Genomic DNA, 13,599 nt, shown 5'->3' on the forward strand with positions numbered 1-13,599 from the left:
AAGCATTCATGCAAGTGGCTTGGCAGTTAAGGCTACGGCCGGCGTAGGCCGGTGCTCACGTACTTAAGTACGCTCTGCTCCGGTTCTCGAAAGCCACATTTTCAGCTCGGCCTGACCTGAATCTCAACACACCCCGACCATCCAAGCTCCGGTGGCTGTGAAAACAGCCATTTCGGCTTGGACGCCCGTCGTTTTTCGTGTAATGCGGCCGGCAACCCGGCGGTTCGGGCAAGAACCGGTCCTGTGGCGTTGCGTTTCCCACAAGACCATCTTTCAGCTTGATTAGCGGCATTCCGCCCGCTAACGAAGACAACACAACGTAAGACGAGGCCCCAAATGAGTGACACCGCAGAGCGCGTCAAGAAGATCGTCATCGAACATCTCGGCGTCGATGCCGACAAAGTGACGGAGCAGGCGAGCTTCATCGACGATCTGGGCGCGGACAGCCTCGATACGGTCGAACTCGTCATGGCGTTCGAAGAAGAGTTCGGCGTCGAGATCCCGGACGACGCCGCTGAGACCATCCTGACCGTGGGCGATGCCGTGAAGTACATCGACAAGGCCTCGGCCTGAGGCTTTCCACGGGCATCACCGGGGAGGACCTGCGATGAGGCGTGTCGTCGTCACGGGCCTTGGCCTGCTTTCACCGTTCGGCATGGGCTTCGAGCACAGCTGGAAGGAATTGCTTTCCGGCCGCAGCGCCGCCCGCCGCGTCACCGAATTCGAGGTGGACGACCTTGCCTGCAAGATCGCCCACATCGTTCCACGCGGTGACGGCGCCGACGGCACCTTCAATCCCGAGGCCGTGCTCGAGCCGAAGGAACTGCGCAAGATCGGCGACTTCATCCTCTACGGCATGGCGGCCGCCGACGAGGCGCTGGCCGATTCCGGCTGGAAGCCCGGGACGCATGAGGACCAGTGCGCCACCGGCGTGCTGATCGGTTCCGGCATCGGCGGCATCGACGGCATCGCCGAGAACGCGATGATCCTGAAGGAGCGCGGTCCGCGCCGCATCAGCCCGTTCTTCATCCCCGGACAGATCATCAATCTGGTCTCCGGCCAGGTTTCCATCCGGCACGGGCTGAAAGGCCCGAACCATGCGGTCGTCACCGCTTGCTCGACCGGCGCGCACGCCATCGGCGATGCCGCGCGGCTGATCATTTGGGGCGATGCCGACGTCATGGTGGCGGGCGGCGCCGAGGCGCCGGTCACGCGGCTTTCCATGGCAGGTTTCGCGGCCTGCCGCGCGCTCTCCACCGAGCGCAACGACACGCCCGAGACCGCGTCGCGCCCCTATGACCGCGACCGCGACGGCTTCGTCATGGGCGAGGGTGCCGGCGTCGTCGTCCTGGAAGAGCTCGAGCACGCCAAGGCGCGCGGCGCCAAGATCTATGCCGAGGTCACCGGTTACGGCCTGACGGGCGACGCCTATCACATCACCGCTCCGGCCGAGGACGGCGACGGTGCGTTCCGCTGCATGACGGCGGCACTGAATCGGGCCAAGCTCTCGCCCGCCGACGTCGACTACATCAACGCGCACGGCACCTCGACCATGGCCGACACGATCGAGCTCGGCGCCGTCGAGCGGCTGGTCGGCAATGCCGCCTCCAAGATTTCGATGTCGTCGACCAAGTCGTCGATCGGCCATCTGCTGGGCGCCGCCGGCGCCGCGGAAGCGATCTTCTCCATCCTCGCCATCCGCGACAACATTGCCCCCGCCACCATCAACCTCGACAATCCGGAACGCGAGACGGCGATCGATCTCGTGCCGAACAAGCCGCGCCAGCGTCAGATCGATGTGGCGTTGTCGAACTCCTTCGGCTTCGGCGGCACCAACGCCTCGCTCGTCTTCCAACGTTACAATGGCTGAGCATTCAGCACACCGGCAGGTCCGCCGCCTGCCGTCATTTTTGCCAAATTTGTCCCTACGCTTCGGCTAGGGGATTCGTTGCAAGATTAGACGGTAGGGCGCCATGAATACAAATCCGGGCGGCGGTGGGGAATTCGGACAGCGTCAGACGCAAGGACCGATCGTGCCCAAGACAGCCGCCGAAGCTCTGCGCCCCGAGGCCGGCACGCCGCCGCCGTCGAAACGCTCGCGCGCCTCGCGCAGCCAGGTCGTGGTGTTCCTGAACTTCTTCCTTTCGTTGGTCATCCTGGCCGTGCTCGCCTCGGGTGCTGCGCTCTATTTCGGCATGCAGGCCTTTATCGAGCCCGGTCCGTCCGCCAATGGCGACACCTTCATGGTCAAGCCGAATACCGGCGTGCAGGAGATCGCCGACCAGCTGGAGCGTCGCGGCCTGGTCAGCGATGCGCGCATCTTCAGGCTGGGCGTGCGCGCCACCGGCAATGATTCCGCGCTGAAGGCCGGCGAATACGCCATCAAGCCGCGCGCCTCGATGCGCGACATCATGGACCTGTTCAAGAGCGGCAAGTCGGTCATGTATTCGCTGACCATCCCCGAAGGGCTGACGGTCGAGCAGGCGCTGCAGCGCGTGGCCGAGCAGGAGGCGCTGACCGGCGACCTGCCGGCGACCCTGCCGCCCGAGGGCAGCATCGCGACCGACACGCTGCGCTTCACCCGCGGCGCCACAAGGCAGCAGATGCTCGACAAGCTGGTCGCCGATCAGAAGAAGCTGGTCGAAGACGTCTGGGAGCATCGCGCGCCAGACCTGCCGATCGCCAACATCCAGGACTTCGTCATCCTGGCCTCGATCGTCGAGAAGGAGACGGGCAGGGGCGACGAGCGCTCGCGCGTGGCCGCCGTCTTCCTCAACCGGCTGGCCAAGGGCATGCGGCTGCAGTCCGATCCGACCATCATCTACGGCCTGTTCGGCGGCAAGGGCAAACCGGCCGACCGGCCGATCTTCCAGTCCGACATCGAGAAGCAGACGCCCTACAACACCTATCTGATCAAGGGCCTGCCGCCGACGCCGATTGCCAATCCGGGCCGCGCGGCGCTGGAGGCGGTGGCCAATCCGTCGAAGACGGGCGATCTCTATTTCGTCGCCGACGGCAATGGTGGGCATGTCTTTGCCGCGACGCTGGAAGAGCACAACCAGAACGTCGCCCGCTACCGGGAGCTGCAGAAAAAGCAGGCGGATGCTGCCGCCAAGGTTTCCGGCCAAACGACGGCGCCTGCCGCCCCCGATGGCGATGCCGGCGACAGCGGCGAGAATGGCGACGCGAGCGGCGACGCCGCCCAGTAGGCCGTCGCGGTTACCGGGTCTGGCCCGTCTGCTTTGACGCGGGGCCGTATTCATGTTTTGAGGGGGACATCCGACGCTGGCCAGAGGTCCGGCGTTTCTGCAAGGGGCGCATGTTCGGGCAATCGCGCCCGGGCCTGCGACAGGGGTGACGCGCATTATGAACGTGCAGAGCATGACAGGTTTCGCGCGAGCCGTTGCTGAACGCGACGGCACGGCGATCGCCTGGGAAGTGAAATCGGTCAACGGCAAGAGCGTCGAGGTCAGGCTGAGATTGCCGCAAGGCTTCGACCGGCTGGAACCCGCCGTCCGGCAGACCGTGCAGAAGCGCTTCGCGCGCGGCAATTTCCAGGCCACGCTGACCGTCGCCCGCGCCGTCGCGCAGCAGGTGCAGCCGGTGGTCAATGAGGCCTTCCTGAAGGACCTGGCGGGCCTGGCCATGCGCCTGCAGGAGCAGTTCGGCGTCCAGCCCGCCACCGCCGATGGGCTACTTGCGCTGCGCGGCGTCCTCGATATTCCGGAGACGGTCGAGACGGAGGAGGAACGTGCAGCCCTCGACGCCGCGATCCTGTCGGCGCTGGACACAGCACTTGCCGGGCTGGAGCAGGCGAGGCAGAGCGAGGGTGCCGCGCTGCGCACGCTGTTGTTCGGCCATATTGTCACTATCGAGGCGCTGACGCTCAAGGCCGAGGCCGACCCATCGCGCGAGCCGGCGGCGATCCGCGAGCGCATCGCCGAACAGGTCAGCCTGCTGATGGATGCGTCGGCCAATCTCGACGCGGTCCGGCTGCATCAGGAAGCAGCCTTCCTCGCCACCAAGGCCGACATCCGCGAGGAGATCGACCGGCTGAAGACGCATGTCGCTTCCGCGCGGGCGCTGCTCGGAAGCGGCGGCGCCGTCGGCCGCAAGCTCGATTTTCTGGCGCAGGAATTCAATCGCGAATCGAATACCTTGTGCTCCAAGTCGAATGCCGCCGCGGTCACCGCGATCGGGCTGGAGCTCAAGGCGGTGGTCGACCAGTTTCGCGAACAGGTTCAGAATCTGGAGTGACGGGGATGGTTGCCAAGGAACCGACGGCTGCCAGGGACTTGGGGTCCCGCATCCGCCGCCGCGGGCTGATGCTGGTGCTGTCGTCGCCGTCGGGCGCCGGCAAGTCGACGATCGCGCGCAATCTTCTGGATAGCGATACGAGCCTCGAGCTGTCGGTCTCCGTCACCACCAGGCCGCGCCGCGGCTCGGAGATCGAGGGCGTCCACTATCATTTCCGCACCATGCGCGAGTTCGAGCGGCTGCGCGATTCCGACGCGCTGCTGGAATGGGCCGAGGTGCACGGCAATTTCTATGCGACGCCGCGCGAGCCGGCGGAGCTGGCGCTTGCCGAAGGCCGCGACATGCTGTTCGACATCGACTGGCAGGGCGCCCAGCAGCTCAAGGAGAAGATGCGCGCCGACATCGTCTCGATCTTCATCCTGCCGCCCTCGATGAAGGAATTGAAGGCGCGCCTGAAGCGCCGCGCCGAGGACCAGGAGCAGGTCATCGAGACCAGGCTGAAGAATGCCCGCGTCGAGATCGAGCACTGGAAGGAATACGACTTCGTCATCGTCAACGACGATCTCGACCGCGCCTTCGCCGAGGTCCGCGCCATCGTCAGCGCCGAGCGCCTGCGCCGCGACCGCCGACCGGGCCTGTTCGACTTCATCTCGGGATTGCTGGACGAGAAGACGCAGTAGAGCAGGCGCTCACTTATGGCTTGCCGATCTCCATGATGAGTTGCGCCACTGCGAAATTTTCGATTCCAAGCCCACGGAGACGATTGACCTCGGCAAGCTCCTCGAAGATCCTGCGCATCTCCTGATCGATATATTCAGGATAGCAGAACCAATTGCCACCTTTGCCGATGCGAATAGTGCGAACCTCACCGGCCCATTCGTAGATGTCCTGGAACAGGTGACGATGAACGGCTTTGTAGTGCTCATAGTCCAAATTGCCGGCCGGGAACCCTTCGTCGGCTCTAGTCACGAAGAGCGCCAACTCGAATTCGTCGAGTTCGGCTTGGTCCTCGATGTTTAGCCTGTTGCGAAGAACGGTCGTGCCTGGATAGCACAGCGGATCCTCTTCAGCGGCGTAGACCACCTATTGATCCTATTTTTTGCGGTGCGCTTGTTCCTTGATCAACTTCCTGCGCTCATCGCCGCTCAAGCCGCGCGCGCGGCTTTCCCTTAGTATCGTGCTCATGCGTTGAGACAACTTAAGGCCTTCGACCGCGCTGATTTTTTCGCCCTTGTCACTGGTCAGAATGAACTTACCGATCTTACTCGAACGGTTAGCGGTTGGGCTGTTTTTCATGGAAGCACATTATCACGCTCAGTGTTTTCTGGGCAATCGCTTGCCCGTCACAAGTCAATTCCCCCTACCAGGATGAGGTGCGGCTGAGGGCAGCATCGCGAACCTCCAATGCTGCCACGTATTCCGCTGAGCGATACCTTTGCCGTGCGCTCTCCATGTCTGGGAATTCGACCACGATCAGCGGACCTGGCTTTCCAGTTGCCTTCCAGCGTCTCCACTTCGCGATCGCGCTGTTCTCGGGAAGCCCGCAGTTCGAGATCCCGTGGGGCAACATCATGGCCGCATCCGTAGTCGTCACCGTGCTGGCTGATCTTGTACCGCAAGATCATCTCCGGCCTCGCCGCGGGCGGAGTGCCGTGCTGAAGGCGCGACTGCGCTCTACCTCGTCCCCTATCTTATCCTTCCGTCGACAAGCTCGATCCGCCGATCCATGCGGGCGGCCATGTCGAGGTCGTGCGTCACCGCGACGACGCTCTTGCCGCGCTTGCGCACCAGTTCCTCCAGAATGGTGAAGACCTGCTCGGAGCTCCTGGTGTCGAGGCTCCCGGTGGGCTCGTCGGCAAGGATCAGCGGCGGGTCGTTAGCAAGCGCGCGCGCCACCGCCACGCGCTGGCGCTGTCCGCCCGAAAGCTGGTCGGGCCGCTTGTCGAGATGGTCGCCGAGGCCAAGCGATGCGAGCAGGTCGCCGGCCCGGTCGTGCATTTCCTGCCGCGTCAGCCGGCCGAGCTTGCGCATCGGGATCTCGACATTCTCGCGCGCGGTGAATTCCGGCAAAAGGAAATGGAACTGGAAGACGAAGCCGAGCTCGGAAAGCCTGGTCGCGGCGCGCTCGCGCTCGTCCATCGGCCCGGCATCGCGGCCGCCGATCCTGAGCGTGCCGCCGGTCGGCCGGTCGAGCAGGCCGAGCAGATAAAGCAGCGACGACTTGCCCGAGCCGGACGGCCCGGTGACGGCGACCAGCTCGTTGTCGCCGATCGAGAGCGTGATATCCCTGACCAGCGTGACGGGAATGATCTCCGGCAGCACGCGCGTCAGGTGCTCGGTCTCGATCAGCGCGGTCATGTCGCCCCCCTGATGATGTCGACCGGGTTGAGGCGGGCGGCGCGGCGCGCCGGCAGATAGCCCGCTACCGCCGCCGAGCCTAGCGCGAAGGCCGAGGCGATAACGTAGTGGAGCAGGCTCCAGGCGATCGGCAGATGCGTAATCTCCTGTCCGGTCGCCGCGATCTGGAAGCGCACCATCGACAGCGCATAGATCATGGCAAAGCCGAGCACGCAGCCGATCGCCGAGCCGCCGGCGCCGATCGCCATGCCTTCGAGCAAGAACAGCCGGCGCATGTCGGCCTCGGGGAAGCCGAGCGACTTCATGATGGCGATGTCGCGCGCCTTCTCGTGGGTGATGGTCGAGATGATGTTGTAGATGCCGAAGCCGGCGACCAGCATGATGGCGCCCACCACCGTGTACATGATGACGTTGCGCACGACGAGCGCCTGGAGGATGGATTCGTTCGCTTCCTGCCAGGCTACGGCCTTGTAGCCGAGCTCGGCCTCGGCGCGCTTCGCCACAGCCGGCGCGCGGTTCGGGTCGTCGAGCTTGATGCGGATCTCGTTGATGGCGTTCGGCCGCGCCGAGACGATCTGCGCGTTCTTCAACAGCACATAGGCCTCGCCCTCGTCGCGCGCCGTGGTGCCGGTGTGGAACAGCGCGCCGATCTTGAAATTGCGCGTCAGCCCCTGCGATGACACGGCCGTGATGGTGTCGCCGAGGCCGGCGCCCAGCCGGTTCGCCATGGTGTCGCCGATCAGCACGTTGTTGCCGCCGGCGGCAAGGTCGGCGAAGCTTCCCTTGATGAACTTGCCGACGATCGGCGACACGCCCAGCTCGCGCTGCGGATCGACGCCGATGATCGAAGCGCCGACTTCGCGGCTGGAATAGCGCACGACGCCCTGTGTCTTCAGGCTCGCGGCAAAGCGGCCGGGAATCCAGCTTTCAAGCCAGGCGGTGGCGGCGGTCGGGTTGATGATGCCGCGACGGTCGTCACGCGGCCTTAAGCCCGAGATCGCGACCGTGGCGAAGGCGTCCTCCGCCGGCTGGCGGCGGGCGCTGCGCTGATCGTCGGTGATGTCGACATGCGGCATGGTGTCGACGAGCTGCCTGACGAAATCGTCCTGCCCGCCCTGCATAAGCGCGGCCATGGCGATGGAGAAGCCGACGCCGACCGCGACGCCGAGCACGGCGACCACCGTCTGGCGGCCGCGGCCGGCGATGTGGGTGATGGCAATATCGAGGATGAGCGGCATGGCCTCACCCCTCTGCCGCGGCGACGACCTTGAGGCGCGCGCCGTCAGTCAGGTCGGCCGGATAGGGCGAGATCACGCGGACCTTGTCGTCGATGCCGGACAACACCTCGATGCCTTTGACGCCACGGATGCCGGTGCGGATTTCACGCCGTCGCGCTCTGTCGCCCTCGACCACGAAGACGCCGTTGCCCTGGGTTGCTGCGGAAGGGACGAGCAGCGCATTCTTCGCCACCCTGGTGACGACATTCACGTCGGTCGACATGCCGATCCTGAGCGGCGTGTCGTCCGGCAGGCGGAAGCGGACGCGGTAGGTCTTGGTCACCGGGTCGCCCTTGGGCGTGATGCTGTCGACCCTTGCTTCCAGGTCCCGCCCGGGAAAAGCGTCGGATCTCAGCAACGCGCGCTGGCCGACCTCGATGCGCGGGATATCCTCCTCGTTGACGTCGGCGACGACGAGCAGCGGCTTCGGCTCGCCGACCCAGGCCAGCACCGTGCCGAGCTCGGCGACCTCGCCCACCTCGCCATCCAGCCTGAGCACCTGGCCGGCGCTGGGCGCGCGCAGGATATAGGTGTCGAGCCGCGCCTTCTGCGCGGCGACCTGCGCCTCGGTCTGCGCCAGCTCGCTCTCGGCCTGCTCGAGCTGCTGGCGACTGGCGGCGTTGCGTTCGGCAAGCACCGAAAGGCGCTGGAATTCCTGTTGGGAAAGCGCCTGCCGCGCCTGGAGCTCGCCGAGCGCGGCCCTCGCCTCGCTATCGTCGAGGCGCGCCAGCACATCGCCCTTGGCGACGCGTGAGCCCTCGCAATTGCACTGCTCGACGATGCGCTCGCGCACGACCGGCGCCACCTTGGCCCAGGTCTTCGGCTCGATCGTGCCGCTGGCATAGACGATCTCCGCGGCATCGCCGCGCGAAGGCGACACGACCGAAACCGTCACCGGGCGCCAGGCATACCAGGCGCCGATACCGGCGACGGCGGCAACGATTGCGACAGCGATGGCATAGCGGGTAAGCCGCATGAGAACTCTCCCGGCCGTGACCATTCTCCCTGCAGGAGGGATAGCTTCAGACCGACCGTCGGTCTATAGTCGAAAATGCATGGCGCCGGCAACAGTTCCGTGCGCCCTGGCCGATTCCCCGGTACGCTTCTATCTGACCCGTTTTTGAGAGGACTGCTTGCCCAGAGTGATAAAATCGCCGGAAATCCGGTCCGCCGAACTGCTCGATTGCGCGCAGCGCCTGTTCTTCGAGCGCGGCTACGACAACACGACGGTCAACGATATCATCCGCGAGGTGGGCCTGTCGAAGGGCGCGTTCTATCACCATTTCGCCTCGAAGGAGGCGCTGCTGGAAGCACTCTCGGCCCGGCTTGCCCGTGACAGCATGGCCGAGCTGCAGCCGATGCTGGAAGACCCCTCGCTCGACGCGATCGGCCGGCTCAACGCGCTTTTCGCCGGATCGAGGCAGTTGAACGTTGAGCTTGCGCCGCAGCTCAGGAGGACGTTCTTCGTGCTGTTCCGGCCGGAGAACCTGGCGCTCTTCCACCGCGTCGACCTGGCGGCCAGGGAACTCGTGCTGCCGGCGATCGCCGACCTGTTGCGGAAGGGGACGGAGGAGGGCGCTCTCGATGTGCCCGATCCGGAAGCCTTCGCCGAGATGCTCCTGCAGCTCAGGCTGATCTTCCGCGACGTGACGCAGCAGGCACTGCGCCAGGCCGAGCTCGGGCAAATCGAGGAAGCGGCGCAAATGCTCGACGAGCGGCTCAGGCTCTACGGCATCGCCATCGACCGGCTGCTGAAATTGCCGGACGGCACGATCAAGGCGGTGCAGCCAGGGTTTTCCCGCGCCTTCCTGGAGGCGGGCTGAGGGGACGGCAGCGCGGCCTGGCGGGTTCCTCTCCCTCCAGGCAGCCGCTCTTCCGCCGTTGGGCGACATAGTTCGCCCTCAGCCGTCCGGCAGATCGTCCGGCCAGCGCAGCGCTCCGTGCAGCACACGCAGGATTCGGACGGTATTTTCGTTCAACTGATAGGCCGAAACGTATGGCGTGCCGACGATGAAAGCTCTCGTGTTCCTGCAAGCCGGCCGGTCCGGCCGCTCTCGGGGAAGTTCCGAAGACGGCCTACCGCGGCGACAATCCGCCCGTCGACGGCGATTGCAGCCGCGAGGTTGTCAGCCTCGATATGCGTGAATATCCCATCGCGATCCGAAAGCGCGAAGACCGACCAGACGATCTTCAAGGTTTAGGTTCACCGGCCTTGCGACGCGCTGCCGCGCGTCTCTCGGCGAAATGCGCCTCCACCTGATCGTCGGGAATGTCGGGTCGGGTGTCGTCGAGCGCCTCGCGCACCTTGGCGCGAAACCACGCGTCGTAGGCCTCACTGTTTGCGACCAGATCGATGGGCAGCGCACCCTCGTTGGCGGTTCGGGTGAGGAGTATCCGCACCGCATCCGAAACCGTCAGCCCCATGCTTTCGAGCACCGCGGAAGCCCGGTCCCGGATGTCTGAGTCGATACGCGTCTGGACGAGTGCGTTCGCTGGCATGGTAGCCTCCTTTGCGCCGAACGTAATGCATTTGAATGGCGAATGCCAGCCCGTTATACAAGGCCCGTTATACAAGGGAGCAGGGAGGGCGCTCTACACCGCGTTCGTCAACCTTACGAACTCTTCCACGCTGAGCGTCTCGGCCCGTCTTGTCGGATCGATGCCCGCGCGGGTCAGCAGCGCTTCTCCGCCCAGGCTTTTCACGCTTTGCCGCAACATCTTGCGGCGCTGGCCGAAGGCGGCTTCGGTGACGCGGCCTAGCCTCTTGCCGTCGGTGGGCAGGGGGGATGCGCGCGGCACCAGATGCACCACCGAGGAAGTGACCTTGGGCGGCGGGGTAAAAGCCTGCGCCGGCACGTCGAAGGCGATTTTTGCCTCGGTGCGCCAGCCGGCAAGCACGCCGAGGCGGCCATAGGCGTCGCTGCCCGGGCTGGCGGTGATGCGCTCGGCTACCTCGCGCTGGAACATCAGCGTCATCGATTGATAGAAGGGCGGCCACTCGGCCACCGTCAGCCAGCGGATCAGAAGTTCGGTGCCGATATTGTAGGGCAGGTTGGCGGCGATCTTCACCGGTCCGCCGCCCGCCGTGCAGGCAAGCGCGGCGAAATCCGTCTTCAGCGCATCGCCGGGGATGACCTCGAGCCGGCCGGGATAGTGACTGGACACCTCCGCCAGCGCCTCCAGGCAGCGCTCGTCGCGCTCGATGGCGATCACACGCTTGGCGCCGTTGAAGAGCAGCGCCCGGGTCAGCCCGCCGGGGCCGGGGCCGACCTCGATCACGGTCGCTTCGCTAAGGTCGCCGGCGGCGCGCGCGATCTTGCTCGTTAGGTTGAGGTCGAGCAGGAAGTTCTGGCTGAGCGCCTTCTTCGCCTGCAGGCCGTGGCGCTCGATCACCTCGCGCAGCGGCGGCAATCCGTCGATGGTCACGCGCCCCTCGTTCAATCGAGCCTCATGCGGCCGCGGCCTGTCGGCCGCTGTCGGCCAGCCTTCGCGCGAGCCGCAGCGCCGCGATCAGGCTGTCGGCGCGCGCAATCCCCTTGCCGGCGATGTCGAAGGCCGTGCCGTGGTCCGGCGAGGTGCGGATGAAGGGCAGGCCGAGCGTCACGTTGACGGCCTCGTCGAAGGCCAGCGTCTTGGCCGGGATCAGCGCCTGGTCGTGATACATGCAGAGCGCGGCGTCATAGCCGGCGCGTGCCCGCGGGTGGAACATGGTGTCGGCCGGCAACGGCCCGACCGCATCAATGCCTTCGGCTTGAAGCGCCTCGACGGCAGGCAGGACGATGGAAAGGTCCTCCGAGCCCATCGCGCCGCCTTCGCCGGCATGCGGATTGAGACCGGCAATGGCGAGCCTGGGCCGCGCGATGCCGAAGCGGCTCTCGAGGCCGGCGGCGGTGATGCGGGCCGTAGTGACGATCAACTCGCTCGTCAGAACCTTCGGCACCTCGGCTAGCGCGATGTGGATGGTGACCGGAACGGTGCGCAGCTCGGGTCCGGCAAGCAACATCACCGGCGTCACCTCGGTGCCGGTATGGCGCGAGGCCAGATGCGCCAGGTATTCGGTGTGGCCGGGAAAGCGGAAGCCGGCGTCGTAGAGCGGCTTCTTGGCGATTGGGCAGGTGACCACCGCGGCGGCGTTGCCGGCCAGGCAGTCGGCGACGGCACGGTCGATCGCTTCGATGGTGCCTGCGGCATTGGCCGGATTAGGCTTTCCGGGACTGTCCAGATGGCGGGCGTAGAGCGGAACGACTGGCAGCGCGCGGGGAAAGTGATGCGCCGCTTGCCCCGGCAAGGTCTCCATGATCGCCACGGTAGCGCCGATTTCGCGTGCGCGCGCCTCGATCAGGGCCGGATCGGCGAGCAGGTAGAAAGGCGGCACGCCGGCGCTGTCGCCCGCCTGCCAGGCGGCGATGGCGATCTCGGGTCCGATGCCGGACGGATCGCCGACGCTGAGCGCCAGCGGCGCATCGCTCCTGCGCGCGCTCATGGTGTCCTGCGCGATGTCTGATTTGCTCCGGGGCAGGGCGCCGGAATCGAGCCTTGTTCTGTCACGCGCCCAAACTCCGTCGCCCTAAAGCAATTCCAGGAAAAGTGTATAATGGTTTTCGGTCCGGAATTGCGTAAAAACAAACACTTAGAGCGGTTCAGCGTTTCTGGGAAAGCTGAGCCGCCCTAGCGTTCGACGATGGTGGCCTTCTTGCGCAGTTCGTCGACATATTTCTTGCTGAGCTCGTCGGCGTCCTTGTCGTTGCTGCCGCCTTCGGCCTGGAACACCATCTGAGCGGCCTTGTCGTCGGAAACCTCGCGCGAGGAGCAGATGCCGATGAACTCGACGCCGCGTTCGGTCTCGCGCGTCGGCGTCGCACCGCCGACCTTGGTCGCCTTGATCTGCTCGGCCCAGTCGGACGGCAATTGCGGCGCCAGCACGCGGCCGAGATCGCGCACTGTGACGTCGAGCAGCCCCTTGGCGAATTCGCGCGTGGTGCTGCAGCCGTTGAAGCGGGCGCGCATGGCATCGGCCTCGCGCTTGCGCTTGCCGAGCGTGGCGGCGCGCTCGGAAGCGGGCACCACGAAGATGACCTGCTGCAGCATATATTCCATGGCGGTCGGCTTGGAGCCGCCCTTGTCGAGCATGCGGCGGACCGCGTCCTGCTCGGTGACCGAGCCGCCCTCGCCGGAGCGATAGCGCGCGCTAAGCGCCTGGTTCCAGGCCATCTGCGCACGGATGAACTCCTTGAAATGGTCCTTGGTGACGCCCGATTGCGACATGACCGCGTCGAGCTTGGCCAGCGGCATCTTGTTGTTGGAGGCAAAACGTTGATAGGCGGCATCGACCTGCTGGTCGGAGATGCGGATGCCGAGCCGCCTGGCTTCCGCAAGGCGCAGGGTCTGGTCGATCATTTCCTGCGCTGCATCGCCTTTCTTGCGCTGCAGCTTGAAGAATGCGGCGCGGTGCGCGATGTCGCCCGTGGTGATCGGTATGTTGTTGACGACATATTTGATCTGGCTGGCGAATGCCGGCGGGGTCATTGCCGCGATCGAAACCGAGGTCGCCGCCACCAGCAGCGCGAATCCTGCCGAAAACAGGTATTTCCTCATCTCATCCTTCCCAATTCTTGCCCGCCACGACGGCGCCGCACGTCCTCCGAGCGCATGCGCTATGTGGTCGACCCCATGCCCGTCCTATGCGGCGAAACAATGTCGCCGGCGC

General features: G+C 65.4%; 16 protein-coding genes and 2 pseudogenes. 7 read left to right on the forward strand and 11 right to left on the reverse strand.

Translation table 11 applies throughout. The annotated features are described in order from the left end of the window. The first annotated feature begins 336 nt into the window (after positions 1-336). The 5 genes from EH240_RS05170 (at position 337) to gmk (ending at position 4,937) form a co-directional block, all read left to right on the forward strand. Positions 337-573 (forward strand): acyl carrier protein, encoded by a 237-nt coding sequence (locus tag EH240_RS05170; RefSeq protein ID WP_006203723.1) that lies wholly within the window; start codon positions 337-339, stop codon positions 571-573. A 34-nt stretch (positions 574-607) separates the two neighbouring features. Further along, complete coding sequence (gene fabF / locus EH240_RS05175; protein WP_124996335.1) at positions 608-1,870, forward strand: beta-ketoacyl-ACP synthase II; 1,263 nt, start codon at positions 608-610, stop codon at positions 1,868-1,870. Positions 1,871-1,973: 103 nt separating this feature from the next. Beyond that, positions 1,974-3,209 carry an endolytic transglycosylase MltG gene (gene mltG, locus EH240_RS05180; RefSeq protein WP_124996336.1) on the forward strand — a complete coding sequence of 412 codons (1,236 nt, stop codon included), beginning with the start codon at positions 1,974-1,976 and terminating at the stop codon, positions 3,207-3,209. Between the two features lie 157 nt (positions 3,210-3,366). Continuing rightward, positions 3,367-4,257, forward strand: coding sequence for a YicC/YloC family endoribonuclease (locus EH240_RS05185; protein WP_124996337.1), 891 nt, complete (start codon positions 3,367-3,369; stop codon positions 4,255-4,257). Positions 4,258-4,262: 5 nt separating this feature from the next. After that, positions 4,263-4,937: a guanylate kinase gene (gmk, locus tag EH240_RS05190; RefSeq protein WP_124996338.1), complete on the forward strand. Its 675-nt coding sequence runs from the start codon at positions 4,263-4,265 to the stop codon at positions 4,935-4,937. A gap of 13 nt (positions 4,938-4,950) precedes the next feature. Here gmk and EH240_RS05195 read toward each other — a convergent pair whose 3' ends face one another. The 3 genes from EH240_RS05195 to EH240_RS39820 all read right to left on the reverse strand — a co-directional run bounded on the left by EH240_RS05195 (position 4,951) and on the right by EH240_RS39820 (position 5,830). Continuing rightward, complete coding sequence (locus EH240_RS05195; RefSeq protein ID WP_124996339.1) at positions 4,951-5,340, reverse strand: Fic/DOC family protein; 390 nt, start codon at positions 5,338-5,340, stop codon at positions 4,951-4,953. A gap of 9 nt (positions 5,341-5,349) precedes the next feature. After that, the gene (locus tag EH240_RS05200) at positions 5,350-5,553 is read right to left on the reverse strand and encodes a hypothetical protein (RefSeq protein WP_124996340.1); all 204 of its coding nucleotides are present in this window, start codon (positions 5,551-5,553) and stop codon (positions 5,350-5,352) included. A gap of 64 nt (positions 5,554-5,617) precedes the next feature. Next, positions 5,618-5,830, reverse strand: coding sequence for a DUF1330 domain-containing protein (locus EH240_RS39820; RefSeq protein ID WP_124996341.1), 213 nt, complete (start codon positions 5,828-5,830; stop codon positions 5,618-5,620). Between EH240_RS39820 and EH240_RS05210 the strand changes: the two are divergent. Beyond that, positions 5,775-5,916 (forward strand): annotated as a pseudogene (locus EH240_RS05210) (carbohydrate ABC transporter permease); the annotation flags it as partial. The gene EH240_RS39820 and the pseudogene EH240_RS05210 sit on opposite strands and share 56 nt — an antisense overlap. Positions 5,917-5,943: 27 nt before the next feature. Here the strand turns inward: EH240_RS05210 and EH240_RS05215 are convergent. Genes EH240_RS05215 through EH240_RS05225 form a run of 3 tightly spaced genes read right to left on the reverse strand, consistent with a single transcriptional unit; the run spans position 5,944 to position 8,868 of the window. After that, complete coding sequence (locus EH240_RS05215; protein WP_124996342.1) at positions 5,944-6,615, reverse strand: ABC transporter ATP-binding protein; 672 nt, start codon at positions 6,613-6,615, stop codon at positions 5,944-5,946. Next, on the reverse strand, positions 6,612-7,853 hold the full coding sequence (locus EH240_RS05220) for an ABC transporter permease (protein WP_124996343.1): 1,242 nt from the start codon (positions 7,851-7,853) through the stop codon (positions 6,612-6,614). Before EH240_RS05220 ends, EH240_RS05215 begins: the two co-directional genes overlap by 4 nt. Positions 7,854-7,857: 4 nt before the next feature. After that, positions 7,858-8,868: an efflux RND transporter periplasmic adaptor subunit gene (locus tag EH240_RS05225; RefSeq protein WP_124996344.1), complete on the reverse strand. Its 1,011-nt coding sequence runs from the start codon at positions 8,866-8,868 to the stop codon at positions 7,858-7,860. Between the two features lie 166 nt (positions 8,869-9,034). Here EH240_RS05225 and EH240_RS05230 point away from each other — a divergent pair, with 166 nt between their 5' ends. Beyond that, positions 9,035-9,715, forward strand: a complete 681-nt coding sequence (locus tag EH240_RS05230) for a TetR/AcrR family transcriptional regulator (protein WP_245435840.1) — start codon at positions 9,035-9,037, stop codon at positions 9,713-9,715. Positions 9,716-9,793: 78 nt separating this feature from the next. Here EH240_RS05230 and EH240_RS05235 read toward each other — a convergent pair. The 5 genes and pseudogenes from EH240_RS05235 to EH240_RS05255 form a co-directional block, all read right to left on the reverse strand. After that, positions 9,794-10,086: pseudogene (locus EH240_RS05235) on the reverse strand (type II toxin-antitoxin system RelE/ParE family toxin). Continuing rightward, complete coding sequence (gene relB / locus EH240_RS05240) at positions 10,083-10,391, reverse strand: type II toxin-antitoxin system RelB family antitoxin (protein WP_124996346.1); 309 nt, start codon at positions 10,389-10,391, stop codon at positions 10,083-10,085. The pseudogene EH240_RS05235 and the gene relB overlap by 4 nt, the downstream one beginning before the upstream one ends. Positions 10,392-10,484: 93 nt before the next feature. Continuing rightward, entirely contained in the window at positions 10,485-11,318 is an 834-nt protein-coding gene (rsmA, locus tag EH240_RS05245) for a 16S rRNA (adenine(1518)-N(6)/adenine(1519)-N(6))-dimethyltransferase RsmA (RefSeq protein ID WP_124996347.1), read from the reverse strand. Between the two features lie 22 nt (positions 11,319-11,340). After that, a complete protein-coding gene (pdxA, locus tag EH240_RS05250) occupies positions 11,341-12,375 on the reverse strand; it encodes a 4-hydroxythreonine-4-phosphate dehydrogenase PdxA (RefSeq protein WP_124996348.1) in 1,035 nt (344 codons plus the stop codon). Between the two features lie 185 nt (positions 12,376-12,560). Further along, entirely contained in the window at positions 12,561-13,487 is a 927-nt protein-coding gene (locus EH240_RS05255; RefSeq protein ID WP_124996349.1) for a peptidylprolyl isomerase, read from the reverse strand. Positions 13,488-13,599: the final 112 nt, after the last annotated feature.

Source organism: Mesorhizobium tamadayense (assembly GCF_003863365.1).
In the GTDB taxonomy this organism is placed as follows: domain Bacteria; phylum Pseudomonadota; class Alphaproteobacteria; order Rhizobiales; family Rhizobiaceae; genus Mesorhizobium; species Mesorhizobium tamadayense.

Excerpts from the sequence above, each read along its gene's own strand:
- EH240_RS05225 (WP_124996344.1), bottom strand. The coding sequence starts at position 8,868 with ATGCGGCTTACCCGCTATGCCATCGCTGTCGCAATCGTTGCCGCCGTC.
- pdxA (WP_124996348.1), bottom strand. The coding sequence starts at position 12,375 with ATGAGCGCGCGCAGGAGCGATGCGCCGCTGGCGCTCAGCGTCGGCGAT.
- mltG (WP_124996336.1), top strand. The coding sequence starts at position 1,974 with ATGAATACAAATCCGGGCGGCGGTGGGGAATTCGGACAGCGTCAGACG.
- EH240_RS05220 (WP_124996343.1), bottom strand. The coding sequence starts at position 7,853 with ATGCCGCTCATCCTCGATATTGCCATCACCCACATCGCCGGCCGCGGC.
- gmk (WP_124996338.1), top strand. The coding sequence starts at position 4,263 with ATGGTTGCCAAGGAACCGACGGCTGCCAGGGACTTGGGGTCCCGCATC.
- relB (WP_124996346.1), bottom strand. The coding sequence starts at position 10,391 with ATGCCAGCGAACGCACTCGTCCAGACGCGTATCGACTCAGACATCCGG.
- EH240_RS05255 (WP_124996349.1), bottom strand. The coding sequence starts at position 13,487 with ATGAGGAAATACCTGTTTTCGGCAGGATTCGCGCTGCTGGTGGCGGCG.
- fabF (WP_124996335.1), top strand. The coding sequence starts at position 608 with ATGAGGCGTGTCGTCGTCACGGGCCTTGGCCTGCTTTCACCGTTCGGC.
- EH240_RS05200 (WP_124996340.1), bottom strand. The coding sequence starts at position 5,553 with ATGAAAAACAGCCCAACCGCTAACCGTTCGAGTAAGATCGGTAAGTTC.
- EH240_RS05170 (WP_006203723.1), top strand. The coding sequence starts at position 337 with ATGAGTGACACCGCAGAGCGCGTCAAGAAGATCGTCATCGAACATCTC.
- EH240_RS05215 (WP_124996342.1), bottom strand. The coding sequence starts at position 6,615 with ATGACCGCGCTGATCGAGACCGAGCACCTGACGCGCGTGCTGCCGGAG.
- EH240_RS05185 (WP_124996337.1), top strand. The coding sequence starts at position 3,367 with ATGAACGTGCAGAGCATGACAGGTTTCGCGCGAGCCGTTGCTGAACGC.
- EH240_RS39820 (WP_124996341.1), bottom strand. The coding sequence starts at position 5,830 with ATGATGTTGCCCCACGGGATCTCGAACTGCGGGCTTCCCGAGAACAGC.